The organism is Streptomyces sp. NBC_01288, from assembly GCF_035982055.1.
Classification (GTDB): domain Bacteria; phylum Actinomycetota; class Actinomycetes; order Streptomycetales; family Streptomycetaceae; genus Streptomyces.
On record NZ_CP108427.1, the window covers coordinates 6,710,388 to 6,724,293 of the forward strand.

Below are 13,906 nucleotides of genomic sequence, written 5' to 3' on the forward strand. Positions count from 1 at the left end.
GAGAGAGGAGCAGGCATGGCCCCACAGCAGCGACGGTCCCGAACCGCCCGGCTGGCCTTCATCGCGGCTACGGTCGCCGCGTCGGCGGCTTTCGCGTCGGGTCCCGGGTTCGCGGCGGGGGTGACGCGGGTCACCGATCCGCCTGCTCCCGCGACCACCCCGGCTGTCGTAGAACCCACCAAGACCCCCGAGCCGAAGCAGGCTCCCGCGTTCGGGGCCTTCCTCGACTCCGGGGCCCGGGGCGTGGCCCGGATGGCGGCGCTCAGCAGTTGGCTGGGCGGTGCCGAACTGCGCGTCGGCCACACCTACCTGCCCGGCAACCACTGGAGCGACATCGAGGGCGCCCCCGGTCTCCTCGACGTGTGGGCGGACTGGCGTACCGAGAAGTCCGACCGGATGCTCGTCCTCAACGTGCCGATGCAGGAGCACAACGAGGACGGTGTCTCCGACTGGCAGGTGCGGCAGCTGCTCCAGCAGGGCGCGGCCGGTCAGTTCGATCAGCACTTCAAGGCCCTCGCCGAGCGGCTGGTCGACCTGAAGGTGCCGGACACGGTGATCGTGCTCGGCTGGGAGATGAACGGCACCACGTACACCTCTCGTTGCGGGCCGGACCCGGAGGCCTGGAAGAAGTACTGGAACAGGATCGTCACCACGATGCGCTCGGTGCCGGGCCAGAAATTCCGGTTCGACTTCGATCCGACCCGTGGCCGGGACGCCGTTCCCTGGACGCAGTGTTATCCGGGGGACGACACGGTCGACATCGTCGGAATGGATTCGTACGACCAGCCGTCCGGGCTGACGTTCGACGAACAGGTGAAAGAGCCCTACGGACTTCAGGCACATGTGGACTTCGCCAAATCCCACGGCAAGCCCATTTCCTATCCTGAATGGGGACTCTTCCGAAACGGCGACAACGCGGAGTACATGAAGCGCATGCTCGCCTGGATGGACGAGCACAAGCCGCTGTACAACACGGTCACCGACTACTGCCCGCACGGTGTGTGGCAGTGCTCCGAGAACCCGAAGTCGTCCCAGGTCTACCGCTCGGTCCTGTTCGGCCGCACCGAGGACCCGACCACGACCCCGACCGAGCCCACGGCACCCGTGACACCCACGGCCCCGGTCACCCCGGAACCGACCAAGCCGACCACGCCCACCGCACCGCCCACCCCGGCGCACCCGGCCAACTGCTCGCCGGTCGAGCTGGGCGACTGGGTGGAGTACTGGCTCGGCGGGAAGCTGTGCGTGAAGTTCGACTGGTGGCAGCGCGACCGCTGAACCAGAGGTGGCGGCGGGCCGCTCACGGTCCGTCGCCACCGCGTTCCTTCCACTTCCGCACCAGCACCTTGCCCCGCCGGCGCGCGGCGACATCGCAGACGACCGCCCCCATCAGCGGCGCCGTCCGCCGCCGGGCCAGCAACAGCCGCTGGTTGACGACCGGTTCGGGCCGCCAGTGATGCTTGTACGGCTCGTCCCCGCGCAGCAGGCTCAGCGTGCGGGGCCCGTCGACACCGGTGTGCTCGGCGCACGCGTCGAGCAGCATCACCGCCACATCCGCCTTCCGCTCCCGCAGCCGCGGATGCGCGCCGTAGAGATAACCGCCCGCGAGCCGCGGCGACAACAACGTCAGATCTACGGCGACCACGTCCTCGTCGAGCCGGAACTCGGTGACGACGGCGTCCCCGGAGCGCACCATCGGCCCGACCGAGCGCACCAGGTGCTCGCAGAACCGGGTCTGGAGATGCTCGGACGTCACCTTCCGTCCCTGCCACTGGAGTTGATGCAGCTCCAGCAGCCGCCGTAGCGCCGAGTCCACCCCGTCCGGCTGTACGACGTGACGCTCGACGCCGAGTGCGGTCAGTTTGCGGAGCTTGGCGCGGACGCGCTGGGCCTTGGAGGAGGGGAGCCGGGCGACCAGCTCGTCCATCGGTACGGCGGGCAGCTCCAGGCACAGCGAGTCGTGGACGCGGCGGCGCGGGCCGCGCCAGCGGTCGTAGACGCGCTCGACCGCGCCGCCGGGGCGCACCTCGCGGAAGTCGATCAGCGCGGTGCGGGCGGCGGACGCGAGGCCCTCGGTGAGCGCGGCGACGGCCGGGTCGCCGTGGTCGTCGTCCAGCAGGACGTCCCCGTAGTCGGAGATCGCGCCGCCGAGCGGGACCAGCGAGGGCACCGGGCGTCGTACGAGCATCAGGGGTGCGGCGGCGACCAGTTCGCGGCCGTCGCGGACGACGAGCAGACGCAGGCGGCCCGTTCGGCCGTACGACAGCCACCAGGAGTGCAGCCAGGCGTGGGACTGGAACGGGGTCGCCGCGCCGCACTTCTGGTACAACCGGCCCCAGGCCGGGGAGAGTTCGGCGAACTCCTGGGCGTCGGTGACGAGTTCGGTCGAGTACACCGGTGTCACAGCACGTCGGCCGCGGTGGCCGGGCTGGGCACGGAGGCCGGGCGGCCGGTCTCCTCGGTGGTCCGGCGCGGCCGGACGAGCAGCAGCAGGCCGCCGAGCAGGCCGCCCGCGCTCGCGCCGACCAGGCCGGTCACCGCGGCCGAGGCCGAGGTGGGCGCGGCGGGCTTGATGGCGCGGGCGAAGGTCTGGAGTTCGACGTGGGTCGAGGCCTTCGCGTCGTTCGCGTGCACGGTCAGCGAGCGGGACACCGCGTTGGCCATGTCGGCGGCGAGGTCGGCGCGCGAGGAGGTGGCCGTGACGGCGACCATCGGCGCGTCCGGCGAGGTCGCCGTCTGCACGCTCGACTGGAGCGTCTTCACCGGCACGCCCGCCCACACCTGCGCGTCCCCGAGCACCGCGAGCTGCGTGGCGACCCGGCCGTAGGCCTGCGCGAAACCGAGCGCGGTCGCGGAGTCGGCCTTGTCGGTGGGGACGGCGATGACGTAGCTGGTCGCCGTGTACGTCGGGCTCTTGACGACGCCGTACGCGCCGCCGAGCAGGCCGCCGGCCACGGCGCCGGCCGCGAGGAGGGACCAGGCCGGGAGGGCTTTCGCGCGGCTGAGGGGGAGGTGCTGTCGGATCTCGGTCATGAGGAACTGGCTCCCTGGGGTGCGGGGGACGGCGACGAGGTGGAGACCGCGGCCGCGTACACGTCCATGAGTTGGGCGGCGCTGCGGGTGATGCAGTAGTGGTGGGCGGCGTCCGGGGCGGTGCGCGGACGCGGGCCCTGCGCGCGGGCCGCCGCCAGCGCGCGGGCGAAGACCTCGGGGCCGCCCTGCACACGCCGGGCGGCGGTCGCGGCCTGCGGGGGGAGGTCCTCGATGGCGGGACAGGAGGCGTAGAGCACGGGCAGCCCGGACGCCAGACCTTCTACGACCGCCAGGCCGAAGGCCTCCTCGGGGGACGGCGAGGCGAGCAGGTCCATGGCGGCGGTGAGGGAGGGCAGGTCGGGGCCCGGTGAGCCGTCGGGCGTGTAGGGGCGCTCGCCGGTGAACAGCACCCGGTCGGCGACCCCGTACTCGTGGGCCGTACGGCGCAGGAGGTTCTCCTCGGTGCCGCCGCCTACCAGCAACAGCCAGTAGTCGGAGGGGAGTTGGGCCAGGGCGCGGATCAGGACGTCGAAGCGTTTCCCGGCGGCGAGGCGGCCGATGCCGCCGACGACGTACGCGCCCTCGGGCAGGCCGAGCCGTTGCCGGGTGCGCAGGCGTTGCGCCGGGTCGAAGCGGAAGCGGGCCAGGTCGATGCCGTTCGGGACCACTTCGATGCGCGGCCCCGGCACGCCCCAGCGCTTCAGGCGTTCGGCGACCGTGGGGGAGACGGCGACCGTGGAGCGGCCCAGGCGCTCGCTGGCGAGGTACAGGGCGCGGACCCCGGTGCTGAGGCCGTGGCCCTCCATCTGCGAGTCGCCCAGGGAGTGTTCGGTGGCGACGATCGCCTTCACGCCCGCGATCCGGGCGGCGAGTCGGCCGTAGACGCAGGCGCGGTAGAGGTGGGTGTGGACGAGGTCGTAGCGGCCGGTGCGGATGATTCCGACCAGGCGGGGGAGGGCGGCGAGGTCGCGGTTGCCGGTCATGCCGAGGTGGTGGACGCGGACCCCGTCGGCGGTCAGGCCGTTGGCGACCGCGCCCGGGTTGGTGAGCGTCACGACGTCGCAGTCGACCGGCAAGTGCCGGATGAGCAGCCGCAGTTGCTGCTCGGCACCGCCGACGCCGAGCCCGGTGATGATGTGCAGGGCCTTCATGCGAGGCCCTCCACCGGACGCCGGCGCAGGCGGTGCAGCCGGTACTTGAGGAAGAGGCGTACGGCGGTGTCGTTCTGGCCGATGTGGACGCGGGGGAGTGCGTGCGGGCCGTTGAGGTCGCCGGGGTCGATGGCGCAGGCGTAGGCGTAACCGGCCTCGCGTACGGCGTCGACGGCGCGGGCGTCGATCGTGCCGTAGGGGTAACAGAAGCCGTCGACCGGGGAGTTGACCAACTCCTGTAGCCGGGAACGGCTTTCGGCGACCTCGGCGTGCAGGGTGGCGTCGTCCGCCTTCGTGAGGTCGACGTGGGTCAGGCCGTGGGAGCCGATCTCCACGCCCTCGGCGGCCGCTTGGCGGATGCCGTCGGCGGTGAGGAGGGGTTTGCGCGGGCCCAGCGGGTCCCAGGCGTTGTCGCCGTCGAGGCGCCCGGGGAGGACGAAGAGGGTGGCGCCGCAGTCCCAACGGGCCAGCAGGGGAAGGGCGTTGGTGACGAAGTCCGCGTACCCGTCGTCGAAGGTGAGGCCGACCAGGCCGTGGCCCTCGCCCCGGGCGCGGGCGGCGATCAGGTCGGCCATGGACACGCCCCGCAGGCCGCGCCGGCGCAGCCAACTCAGCTGCTGCTCAAGGCGGTCGGGGGTGACCGTGATGCGGTAGGGGTCGTCGGAGCAGTCGCCCACGGAGTGGTACATCGCCACCCACGGGACCGGGCCCGTGGCGCGTCTGCCGGTGGTCGGGGAATCAACGGGAGCGGCCATGCGAGAGCCTTCGTGTGATCGAGCGTACGGTTTCCAGTGCGGGTGCGAAGCCCTGGGCGCCCAGGGCCCAGCCGAGCAGGACGAAGACGACGGTGACGGTCGTGCAGCCGACGGTGAGACCGAGCAGCGGCGAGGGCAGCGCGTGGGCCACGAACGCCCCCGCGATCGTCGCGACCACGGCCGCGCGCACCGGCCGGCTCAGCTCGATCAGGACCTGCCGGGTGCGGAGCGGGACACTGCGCGAGCCCGAGCCGTAGAGCAGGAGCAGCGCGGTGAAGGTGATGCCGGTGGCGTTGGCGACGGCGATGCCGATGACACCCCAGGGGCCGACCGCCCAGGCGCCGATCCAGGTGGTCACGACGATGCCGGCGGCCATCGCGCCGACCGGGTACCAGGTGGGGCGGCCCGCCGAGAAGTAGGAGCGGACCAGGACGCCGACCAGGGTCTGGCCGAGCAGTCCGAGGGCGTACACGCGCATCACGCCGGCCGTCGCGGCGGTGTCGTGGGCGGTGAACGCGCCGCGCTGGAAGAGGAGTTGGATGATCTGCGGGGCGCAGGCGATCACCACGGCGGCGCCGAGCAGTACCAGGCAGGCGGCGAGCGCGAGGTCGCGCTCCACGCGGTCGCGGGCCTTCTCCGTGTCGCCCTCGGCGAGCGCCCGCGCGACCACCGGGAAGGTGACCGTGCACAGCATCAGCGAGAGCACCATCGGCATCTGGGCGACCTTCTGCGCGTAGTTCAGGTGCGAGATGGCGCCGGCCGGGAGGTGCGAGGCGAGGAAGCGTTCGATGAGGACCTGGGACTGGCGGCAGAGTGCGAAGAGCAGCACGGTGGCCATCAGGGCGAGGTTCATCGGGCGGGGTTCGGCGGGGCCCGTGTCCGGGGTGGTGGGCTTGTGGCTCGTCAACTGGCGCCACAGGGCGGGGAGTTGGGTCAGCACCATCAGGACGCCGCCGCCGGCCACGCCGAGGGCCGCCGAGCGGACGCCCCAGTGGGCGCCGAAGGCGTACATCCCGGCGATGATGCCGATGTTGTACGCCACGTAGATCGCCGCCGGGGCTACGAAGTGGCGGTGCGCGCGGAGGGCCGCGCTGCAGTAGCCGGCGAGGCCGAAGGTGAGCACGCAGGTGGCGGTGATGCGGGTGCAGCTGATGGCGAGGGCGGGGTTGGGGAGGCCGGGGGCCAGGGCTTCGACCAGGTAGGGGGCTGTGCCGATGAGGAGGGCCGATACCGCGATGAAGGCCAGGGTCAGGCGGGGGAGGGTCGTTGCTACCAGGGAGCGGACCGGGTCGCCGGGGGCGCCTTGGGCTCTGCGGGCGAGGGCCATGCTGAAGGCCGGGATCAGGGCGAAGGCGAGGCCGTCCTCGATCAGGAGGGTGGCGGCGAATTCCGGGATCGTCCAGGCGACGAGGAAGGCGTCTGTTTCGCTGCCGGCGCCGAAGAGGCGGGCCAGGGCCTGGTCTCGTGCGAGGCCCAGGAGGGAGCCGGTGATGGACAGGACGGCGGTGATCAGTGCGGCTTTGGCCAGGAAGCCGCGGGGTTCTGAGGCCGGGGTGTGTTCTGGCGAGGGGGTTGGGGTGGGGATCTGCGTGGTGTCGGTGGGTGGGTGGGTGCTGCGCCGTGGGGGCTGGTCGCGCAGTTCCCCGCGCCCCTTGAGGGGGGTGGTGCCGGCCTGTGTCGGAGGCTTCACCGTCATTGGGACATGGCCCTTTCGGCGGTGATCGGCATCGGAGTTGTCGCCGCCGGCCGGTTCTCAGCCGTCGCTCCGACCAGTGACCACCACGCCGCCACCCCGAAGACGACCGCCGTCAGGACCGTCGACGGGCCGCCGATGTCCGCGTACATGAAGTCGATCAGTTGCCAGGTCAGGAGGCCGGTGGAGACCAACGCGCAGTCCAGGCCCGGGAGTTTGGCGCGGTGGACGCGGAAGAGGCCGCGCAGGGCGCAGACCAGGAGGGCCAGCCAGCTGCCTGCCAGGGTGACCAGGCCGAGGAGGCCCTGTTCGCTGAGGACCAGGAGGTACATGTTGTGGGGGGAGAGGAGGGGCTGTTTGAGGAAGGCGGCGCCCGCTCCCTCCGTGTCGCTGCCCGAGGAGAGGGCCAATGACGCGTTGCCGTCCCGGTGTTCGGGGAAGCCCTTCAAACCGACGCCGGTCAGCGGGTGTTCGCGCCACATCGCTGTTGCCGCCGCCCACATCGTGTAGCGGTCGATCACCGACTGGTCGGGGGCGTCGGTGACTTGGGTGATGCTGTCGATCCGCTCCTGGAGCATCGCCGTACCGACGCCGAAGCCGCCCACCAGGACGATGCCGGCCGCCGTCACCGCGGCCGCCACCTTCAGAGCGCGGCGCAGGCCGGCCAGGGCCAGTTGGATCGCGCAGGTCGCGGCCGTGGCGATCCACGCGCCTCGGCTGAAGGAGAGGGCCAGGGGGATCAGCAGGGCGAAGGCGCAGGCGGCGGCAACTGCCCTTTGCCGCGCGTCATTTCGGCCCAGGGCCAGGGCCAGCGCGCAGATCAGGCCGAAGGACACGACCGTCGCCATGCCCATCACGTCGGTCGGGCCGAAGGTGCCCACCGCGCGGATGTCCTCGCCTTGGTAGGAGGCGCCGGTCGCAGTGACGTACTGCTTGACGCCGATCGCGCCCTGCCACAGCGCGAGGGACACGAACGACCAGGCCAGGAGGCGGAAGTCGCGGCGGTCGCGGATCAGGAGGACGACCGCCGCGGGGACCAGTACGAAGATCTGGAGGTAGCGGCCCAGGCCGCTCAGGCCCGCGCCCGGTGAGGACGCGCCCATCGCGGCGATAGACAGGCCGAGGACCGGAAGTCCCATGACGGCTACGGCAGTTGGGGTCAGGGGGCGGCTGCGGTCGCGGAGGAGCCGGATGCCGCAGTACAGCACGACCAGGCCGGAGACCGCGTCGGCCGGGCCCGCGCCGCCCTCGCCCGGGGTGAGCGGCAGGCCGAGCAGGGCGATCACGGCGATGACCGGGAGGACGGGGGCGAACACGCGGACGCGGCGCAGCACGGTTCAGCTCCCCGTCGGACGTACGGGCGGGACAGGGGCGTTCATGCGGACTCGGTGGTTCACGGCTCAGCTCCCGGTCGGACGTACGAGCGCGGTCACCGTGCGGGCCAGGATGCAGATGTCCTGCCACAGCGACCAGTTGTCGATGTACGCGTTGTCGAACCGGCAGCGGTCCTCGATCGAGGTGTCGCCGCGCAGCCCGTGGATCTGGGCGAGGCCGGTGATGCCGGTCTGCATCCGGTGGCGGGCCGCGTAGCCGGGGTAGGTCTGGCTGAACTGCGCGACGAAGTACGGGCGTTCGGGGCGCGGGCCGACCAGGCTCATGTCGCCCCGGAAGACGTTCCAGAGCTGGAGCAGTTCGTCCAGGGAGGTCTGGCGCAGGAAGCGGCAGAAGCGGCTCATCTGCGGCTCGCGCGCGATGTTCCAGCGGGTCGCCGCCTCGTGCTCGTCGACCGGGCGGTGGGTGCGGAACTTCAGCAGGGTGAAGGGGCGTCCGTCCTTGCCGATGCGTTCCTGGCGGAAGACGACACCGCGCCCGTCGGTGAGACGGAGGACCACCGCGCACACCAGCAGCAAGGGGCTGACCAGGAGGAGCAGGGTGCCGGACGCCAGTACGTCCAGGGCCCGCTTGCCGAGGCTGCCGGGGTGGCGCGACCCCAACTCCAGCCTGCGGCAGGCGAATCCGGCGAGCTGGTCACGCATCTCGTACGAGGGCGAGTCGGCGTCGACCTCCCAGACCGCGCAGCCCGACTCCGCCAACGCCCGCAGCAGCGGCCCGCGTTCGGACCGTACGGAGGGGTGCACGGTGAGGACGGCGCGGACGCCGTTCTGGATGAGGGCCCGCTCGACCTCCTCGCCGGTGGTCAGGACCGGCAACCCCTCGGAGCCGTCCGGGTGTTCGGCGACGATGCCGACCGGCTCGATCCCGCACCTCGGGTGTCGTAGCACCGCCGCCGCCACACGTTGCGCGGTCGCCGCCGGGCCGATCACCAGGGCGGTGCGGGGGTGGTTGACGAGTGCCTTGCGGCGGCGTCGGTGCACCGCGCCGCGGGCCACGCAACTCGCCGCCGATTGAAGGGCGAAGCCCAGGAGCAGGGTGCGCAGGGAGAGCGCGCGGTCGGGGGCGTAGGCCGCGGTGAGGGTGCCGAGGGCGAGCCACGCGACGGCGATCCGGCCGCAGACGGCGGGCAGTTCGTCGAGGACGCGCGGTACGGCCCGGGGCAGATGCGGGCGCAGCAGTATCGACCCGGCGATCAACAGGGCCACCAGCAGCGGTCTGCGCTGACCGCCGGTGAGCGCGAGGGCGCCCACCAGGGCGGCGGCGAGATCCGCGCCGAGCAGCGGCAGCGGCGAGGTCGGCCGCGCGGGCGGGCGGCGGACCGGGAACCGGAAGCCGCCGCCGGTGCGGCGGGGGATGACCGAGACGTTCGAGAATCCGTGGTCCCGTGGCTGTCCGCCGGGGGAGGGGACGGTGCTTTCCGCAGTCACGAGTGGATGGACTCCCTGCACTCGGTGGGCACGACGGGTTTGCCGCCGAGGAGATCGCGATAGACCGCCGCGACCGCCTCGGCGGAGTGCCGCACGTCGTGCGTGGACTGGACGTACCGGCGTCCCTGGTGGCCGAGGGACTCGCGCAGCAGCGGGTCGAGCAGCAGCTCGGCGACGGCCCCGGACAGCACCGCGGGGTTCTCGGCCGGGACCAGGCACCTCTTCCATTGGCCCGCCTCCGAGGCGCTCAAGCCGGTGTCGAGAGCGAGGGGCAGGCTCTCGCGGGCGCCGGCCACGTCCGTGACGACGACGGGACGCCCGCAGGCCATCGCCTCCAGCGGGGCGAGCGCCATGCCCTCCCAGCGCGAGGGCAGGACCACCAGGTCGGCGGCCTGGTACCAGGGCACGGCATCGGGGACGGACCCCGCGAACAGCACGGAATCCGGGGCGAGTTGACGCAGCGCGGCCCGGTCGGGCCCGTCGCCGACGAGCACCAGCCGCGCCTTCGGCACCCGCCGGACCACCTCGTCCCACGCCGTCAGCAGGACGTCCTGCCCCTTCTGCCGGCACAGCCGCCCGACGCAGACGACCAGTGGAGCAGCCGGGTCGACCCCGGCGAGCTGCTCGATGCCGGCCCGTACGGTGTCCACGGCCGCGGGGTGGAAGCGCTCGGTGTCGATCCCGTTGGGGATCACGCTCCAGCGGCCCCGGACCCCGGCCCGCAGCCCGGTCGTACGCTCCGCCTCGCTCACGCACACCGTCCGGGTGGCCCACCGCGCGCCCCAACGCTCCCAGCCGGTCGCGAGCGTGGCGGTGACCCCGCCGACCGCCTCGAACGACCAGGCGTGCGGCTGGAACACGGTCGGGATCCGCCCCCGCACGGCGAGACGTCCGGCGAGTCCGGCCTTCGCGCTGTGCGCGTGCACCAGATCGGGCCGCACCTCCGCGACCACCCGGGCGAGCCGCCGTACCTCGGAGACGAGCGCGGGACCGGGTGACCGGGTCGCCTCCCACCGGCGTACGTCGGCGCCGAGCGCCCGGACCCCGTCCGCGAGGCTGCCGCCGGCGGGGCAGGCGACCGTGACGTGCAGGCCGGACGCGAGCTGGGCCCACGTCAGATCCATGACGACACGGGCGACCCCGGCGTCCACGGGCTGGGCGAGGTGCAGTACCCGTGGCCGAGGGTCGGTTGCTGGTGGGTGCATTGCGCGGTTTCCTCGCTCACGGGTGGCGCTCGGGACTGCGGGCGGGAACGCGCCTCACTGCTGGGCGTCGACGGCGACGAAGAGCGCCCCGAACCACGCCGCGTCCCGGTGGGAAACGAGCCGGAAGGCCAGCTGGTCACCGCCGGGACGCAGCGCCTTGCCGAGATCGAACACGTCGGAGTCGTAGCCGAGCGTGTTCGCATACGCGGGCGCACGCTTCGAAGGCGCCGCCGCCGGGTCGCTGATCGTGGAATTCAGCACGTCGTCACGGGGGTTGGCACCGTCACCGAGCGCGGTGGCGTTCGTACGACCGGTCGAGAGCGTGAGCGAATCCCCGGTGCGGCCGCGATCCCCGTCGTACGCCACCACGCCCGCGCGTCCCCCGGCGTGCGCGGGCACACGCACCCCGCGCATCCGGATCTCCGCGCCGGTACGGGAGTCCATCGCGTCGAAGCCGTCCCACAACTCCAGCCGGCGCAGCGGCTCCTGCGGCTTCTCGTACGCCACGACGAGCGTCCAGCCGCCCCACGCACCGGCCGCCGACTTGCCCATCGCGGTGTTGATCTGGGCCACGGTGTAGAGGCCCGAGCCGCTCTGCCGGACCAGCTTGGTGACGTCCGCCGAGGCCTGGAACGCGTCCGCGCCGCCCGCCACGCGGTGCCCGACGACGGTGTCCGCGAGCACCGCCTTGTACTCGCCGCCGGGCTCCGCGATCAGCACCCGACCGTTGTCCTTGGGCGGCTTCTGCTCGCCGACGCGGAGGTTGCCGCCCCAGTACAGGCGCGCGTACGTGGCGCGGGCGCCCTCGGGCAGCCGGACCTCCGCGCGGGAGGAGTTGTAGGTGTTCGGGTCGCTGTCGACGTCGACGTAGAACATGTCGAAGTCGCTGTTGACCGCTGCCTGTCCTTCTCGTACGGCCGGGCACGCGGCCGAGTTGGCGCGGCAGCTGATGGAGGTGTTGGCCGCGCGGACGATGCCGCCGTGCTGGAGCGCGTGGTAGCGCTGGGCGAAGGGGACACGCGTCGCCTCGGCGGGCGGGGCGGATGCTCCGGAGGCGGCCGGGGCCCAGATCGTGACGAGGGCGATCGCGCCCGTCGACGCCCGGCGCAGCAATGGACCCAGGGAATTGCGCATGACCGGAGGTGCCCTTTCGGGAAGTACGGCCCCTATGTGCGATGTGATGGCTATAGGGGTACTTCGGGAGGTGCGCAACTGTAGTGGCTGTCCGGATTAATCCGGCGAAACGCAACAAGTGTGTCGGAATGGTGAAGTTGGGCCCTCTGGTAGATCACCCCATTGGCGGCACAACCCCTTTGGGTGCCGCGCGTTGACACAGCGCCGGGCATCCCCGCCCGGATGTTTGTTTCAACCCCAAGGAGCACCTCTCCATGTCGCGTATCGCGAAGGGCCTGGTCCTGACCTCCGTTGCCGCCGCCGCCATGGCGGGCACCGCCGGCATCGCCGCCGCCGACAGCGACGCGCACGGCGCGGCCGCCCACTCCCCGGGCGTGCTGTCGGGCAACGTCGTGCAGGTTCCGGTCCACATCCCGGTCAACGTCTGCGGCAACACCGTCAACGTCATCGGCCTGCTGAACCCGGCCTTCGGCAACACCTGCGTCAACGACTGACGTCCGCGCGCATCACTTCGTCCGGCCGTTCTCCCGTGGGGTCTCCACGGGGGGACGGCCGGTCGGCGTTCGGCGGTGTTGCCCCGAATGGGCGGTAGTGGTCCCGGTCCGGCGCTTCGGTCTTGACATGGCCCTCACCAGGCACGACGTCGACTGCACGGCTGACGGACGGTCACCCGGCGCGTCCGACCGGTTGCAGATGGTGGTGAGCGCTTTCACGGTGGGCTCAAGATCCGAAGCACCACCGAAAGGAATCACCCATGCGTGGTCTGCCCGCACGGCGCGTCGCGTCCTCCGTGCTCTGTGCCACTGTCCTGATCGGAATCGCCGGCCCCGCGGCCGTCGCCGCCGACAACGACTCGGCGCGGAAGCACGTCCACGCCGCGTCGAGCGCGCCGGTCCCCAACGCTGACGCACTGCTCGCCCCGGTCAAGAGCCTCGGCGACCTCGGCAGCGTGCTCACCCCCGTCACCGACCTGTTGACCCAGGCGCTCAAGGCCGACAACGGCCAGCTCTCCGCCGACCAGGCGAAGTCGCTGGGCGACGCGGTCACCGCGGCCGTCGCCAAGATCACCGCGGCGGCGCCGGCCGCTCCGGCGGTCCCCGCGGCGCCTGCCGTGCCCGCCGCCCCCGCGGTTCCCGCCGTGCCCGCGCTGCCCTCGCTCAAGAGCGCCGACGACTCCAAGGCCAAGGCGCCCGCCGACCTCGCCGGTGACGCCCTCGCCTCCCTGCAGAAAGCGGTCGCCACGCTGCTCGCGGCGGTCACCTCCGGCAATGTCGCCGGCGTCGTCCCGGCGGTCACCGGTGTCGTGACCGGCCTCGTCAACGTGGTCGCGGCCACGCTGCTCGGCGGCGGTCTGCCCGCACCGAGCCTGCCCGGCCTGCCCGCGCTGCCGTCGTTGCCGTCGACGTCCTCGCTTCCGGCGGTGCCCGCGGTACCGGCGGTTCCGGGCGTCTGACGCGAGCAGTCGCAGAACAGCCGTAGAGCGGTCGCAGAACGGCCGTCGGGCCGGTCCCTTTCCGGGGGTCGGCCCGGCGGCCTTTTCGGTTCCACGGCCTTTTCATATGAGGATGGGAAACGCCGATGAGACACAGGCCGCATTCGAGTGGGCAGCAGAAAGTTTCTGCGCACGGGGTTTCCGCCCCGGCCGGAACTCGTTACACACGGCGACAGAATTCGCTCTGGTGACATGAGTTGCCGAAGAAAGGAACACGATGAAGTCCCTGAAGGCTGCCGCTGTCGTTGCCGGGTCCCTCGCCCTCGCCGGTGCCGCCGCGCCCGCGTTCGCCTACAGCCCCGCCGACGTGACGCCCACCAGCCTCACCGGCGCCGTCAACACCCTCACCAGTGGCCGGCTCCAGCCCGCCGACGTGATGCCGCTCCAGCACCAGTCGGACGCGCTCGACACCGAGAACAAGGGCTCCGCGCTCAACACCCTCAAGGGCGCGACCGCCGCGCTGAACCAGCACAACCCGCTGCTCGGCGGTCTGCCGTTGCAGAGCTGAGTTCCTCCGGTGGTGTTCGAGGGGCGTCGCGAGGCGTCCCTCGTTCGTGTGGCGGGGTGCCCGCGCCATCGGCCGGACGGGTGAGAACGCGGCCGGTGGCCTTCCGGCCCGTC

General features: G+C 72.3%; 13 protein-coding genes. 4 read left to right on the forward strand and 9 right to left on the reverse strand.

Translation table 11 applies throughout. The annotated features are described in order from the left end of the window. The first annotated feature begins 15 nt into the window (after nucleotides 1-15). Nucleotides 16-1,278, forward strand: coding sequence for a glycoside hydrolase family 26 protein (locus tag OG194_RS30415; protein ID WP_327403974.1), 1,263 nt, complete (start codon nucleotides 16-18; stop codon nucleotides 1,276-1,278). A 22-nt stretch (nucleotides 1,279-1,300) separates the two neighbouring features. Here OG194_RS30415 and OG194_RS30420 read toward each other — a convergent pair whose 3' ends face one another. The 9 genes from OG194_RS30420 to OG194_RS30460 form a co-directional block, all read right to left on the reverse strand. Next, entirely contained in the window at nucleotides 1,301-2,404 is a 1,104-nt protein-coding gene (locus OG194_RS30420; RefSeq protein ID WP_327403975.1) for a GNAT family N-acetyltransferase, read from the reverse strand. After that, entirely contained in the window at nucleotides 2,401-3,033 is a 633-nt protein-coding gene (locus tag OG194_RS30425; protein ID WP_327403976.1) for a lipopolysaccharide biosynthesis protein, read from the reverse strand. The genes OG194_RS30420 and OG194_RS30425 overlap by 4 nt, the downstream gene beginning before the upstream one ends. Further along, entirely contained in the window at nucleotides 3,030-4,184 is a 1,155-nt protein-coding gene (locus OG194_RS30430; RefSeq protein WP_327403977.1) for a glycosyltransferase, read from the reverse strand. The genes OG194_RS30425 and OG194_RS30430 overlap by 4 nt, the downstream gene beginning before the upstream one ends. After that, a complete protein-coding gene (locus OG194_RS30435) occupies nucleotides 4,181-4,939 on the reverse strand; it encodes a polysaccharide deacetylase family protein (protein ID WP_327403978.1) in 759 nt (252 codons plus the stop codon). The genes OG194_RS30430 and OG194_RS30435 overlap by 4 nt, the downstream gene beginning before the upstream one ends. After that, nucleotides 4,923-6,635 (reverse strand): murein biosynthesis integral membrane protein MurJ, encoded by a 1,713-nt coding sequence (gene murJ, locus OG194_RS30440; RefSeq protein WP_327403979.1) that lies wholly within the window; start codon nucleotides 6,633-6,635, stop codon nucleotides 4,923-4,925. Before murJ ends, OG194_RS30435 begins: the two co-directional genes overlap by 17 nt. Beyond that, on the reverse strand, nucleotides 6,632-7,966 hold the full coding sequence (locus OG194_RS30445) for an O-antigen ligase family protein (RefSeq protein WP_327403980.1): 1,335 nt from the start codon (nucleotides 7,964-7,966) through the stop codon (nucleotides 6,632-6,634). Before OG194_RS30445 ends, murJ begins: the two co-directional genes overlap by 4 nt. A gap of 66 nt (nucleotides 7,967-8,032) precedes the next feature. Further along, complete coding sequence (locus tag OG194_RS30450) at nucleotides 8,033-9,454, reverse strand: exopolysaccharide biosynthesis polyprenyl glycosylphosphotransferase (protein ID WP_327403981.1); 1,422 nt, start codon at nucleotides 9,452-9,454, stop codon at nucleotides 8,033-8,035. Further along, entirely contained in the window at nucleotides 9,451-10,659 is a 1,209-nt protein-coding gene (locus tag OG194_RS30455) for a glycosyltransferase (RefSeq protein WP_327403982.1), read from the reverse strand. Before OG194_RS30455 ends, OG194_RS30450 begins: the two co-directional genes overlap by 4 nt. A gap of 54 nt (nucleotides 10,660-10,713) precedes the next feature. Further along, entirely contained in the window at nucleotides 10,714-11,793 is a 1,080-nt protein-coding gene (locus tag OG194_RS30460) for a DUF3344 domain-containing protein (RefSeq protein ID WP_327403983.1), read from the reverse strand. Nucleotides 11,794-12,047: 254 nt separating this feature from the next. Between OG194_RS30460 and chpG the strand changes: the two genes are divergently transcribed. From chpG to OG194_RS30475, 3 genes are all read left to right on the forward strand, one after another. Next, entirely contained in the window at nucleotides 12,048-12,287 is a 240-nt protein-coding gene (gene chpG, locus OG194_RS30465) for a chaplin ChpG (protein ID WP_019065678.1), read from the forward strand. Between the two features lie 260 nt (nucleotides 12,288-12,547). Continuing rightward, nucleotides 12,548-13,246 carry a hypothetical protein gene (locus OG194_RS30470; RefSeq protein WP_327403984.1) on the forward strand — a complete coding sequence of 233 codons (699 nt, stop codon included), beginning with the start codon at nucleotides 12,548-12,550 and terminating at the stop codon, nucleotides 13,244-13,246. A gap of 256 nt (nucleotides 13,247-13,502) precedes the next feature. Continuing rightward, nucleotides 13,503-13,793: a hypothetical protein gene (locus OG194_RS30475; RefSeq protein ID WP_327403985.1), complete on the forward strand. Its 291-nt coding sequence runs from the start codon at nucleotides 13,503-13,505 to the stop codon at nucleotides 13,791-13,793. Nucleotides 13,794-13,906: the final 113 nt, after the last annotated feature.

What these genes read in the sequence shown, in the direction of transcription:
- OG194_RS30415 (WP_327403974.1), top strand. Translation starts at nt 16, where the DNA reads ATGGCCCCACAGCAGCGACGGTCCCGAACCGCCCGGCTGGCCTTCATC.
- OG194_RS30470 (WP_327403984.1), top strand. Translation starts at nt 12,548, where the DNA reads ATGCGTGGTCTGCCCGCACGGCGCGTCGCGTCCTCCGTGCTCTGTGCC.
- OG194_RS30455 (WP_327403982.1), bottom strand. Translation starts at nt 10,659, where the DNA reads ATGCACCCACCAGCAACCGACCCTCGGCCACGGGTACTGCACCTCGCC.
- OG194_RS30435 (WP_327403978.1), bottom strand. Translation starts at nt 4,939, where the DNA reads ATGGCCGCTCCCGTTGATTCCCCGACCACCGGCAGACGCGCCACGGGC.
- OG194_RS30430 (WP_327403977.1), bottom strand. Translation starts at nt 4,184, where the DNA reads ATGAAGGCCCTGCACATCATCACCGGGCTCGGCGTCGGCGGTGCCGAG.
- OG194_RS30425 (WP_327403976.1), bottom strand. Translation starts at nt 3,033, where the DNA reads ATGACCGAGATCCGACAGCACCTCCCCCTCAGCCGCGCGAAAGCCCTC.
- OG194_RS30475 (WP_327403985.1), top strand. Translation starts at nt 13,503, where the DNA reads ATGAAGTCCCTGAAGGCTGCCGCTGTCGTTGCCGGGTCCCTCGCCCTC.
- murJ (WP_327403979.1), bottom strand. Translation starts at nt 6,635, where the DNA reads ATGACGGTGAAGCCTCCGACACAGGCCGGCACCACCCCCCTCAAGGGG.
- OG194_RS30460 (WP_327403983.1), bottom strand. Translation starts at nt 11,793, where the DNA reads ATGCGCAATTCCCTGGGTCCATTGCTGCGCCGGGCGTCGACGGGCGCG.
- chpG (WP_019065678.1), top strand. Translation starts at nt 12,048, where the DNA reads ATGTCGCGTATCGCGAAGGGCCTGGTCCTGACCTCCGTTGCCGCCGCC.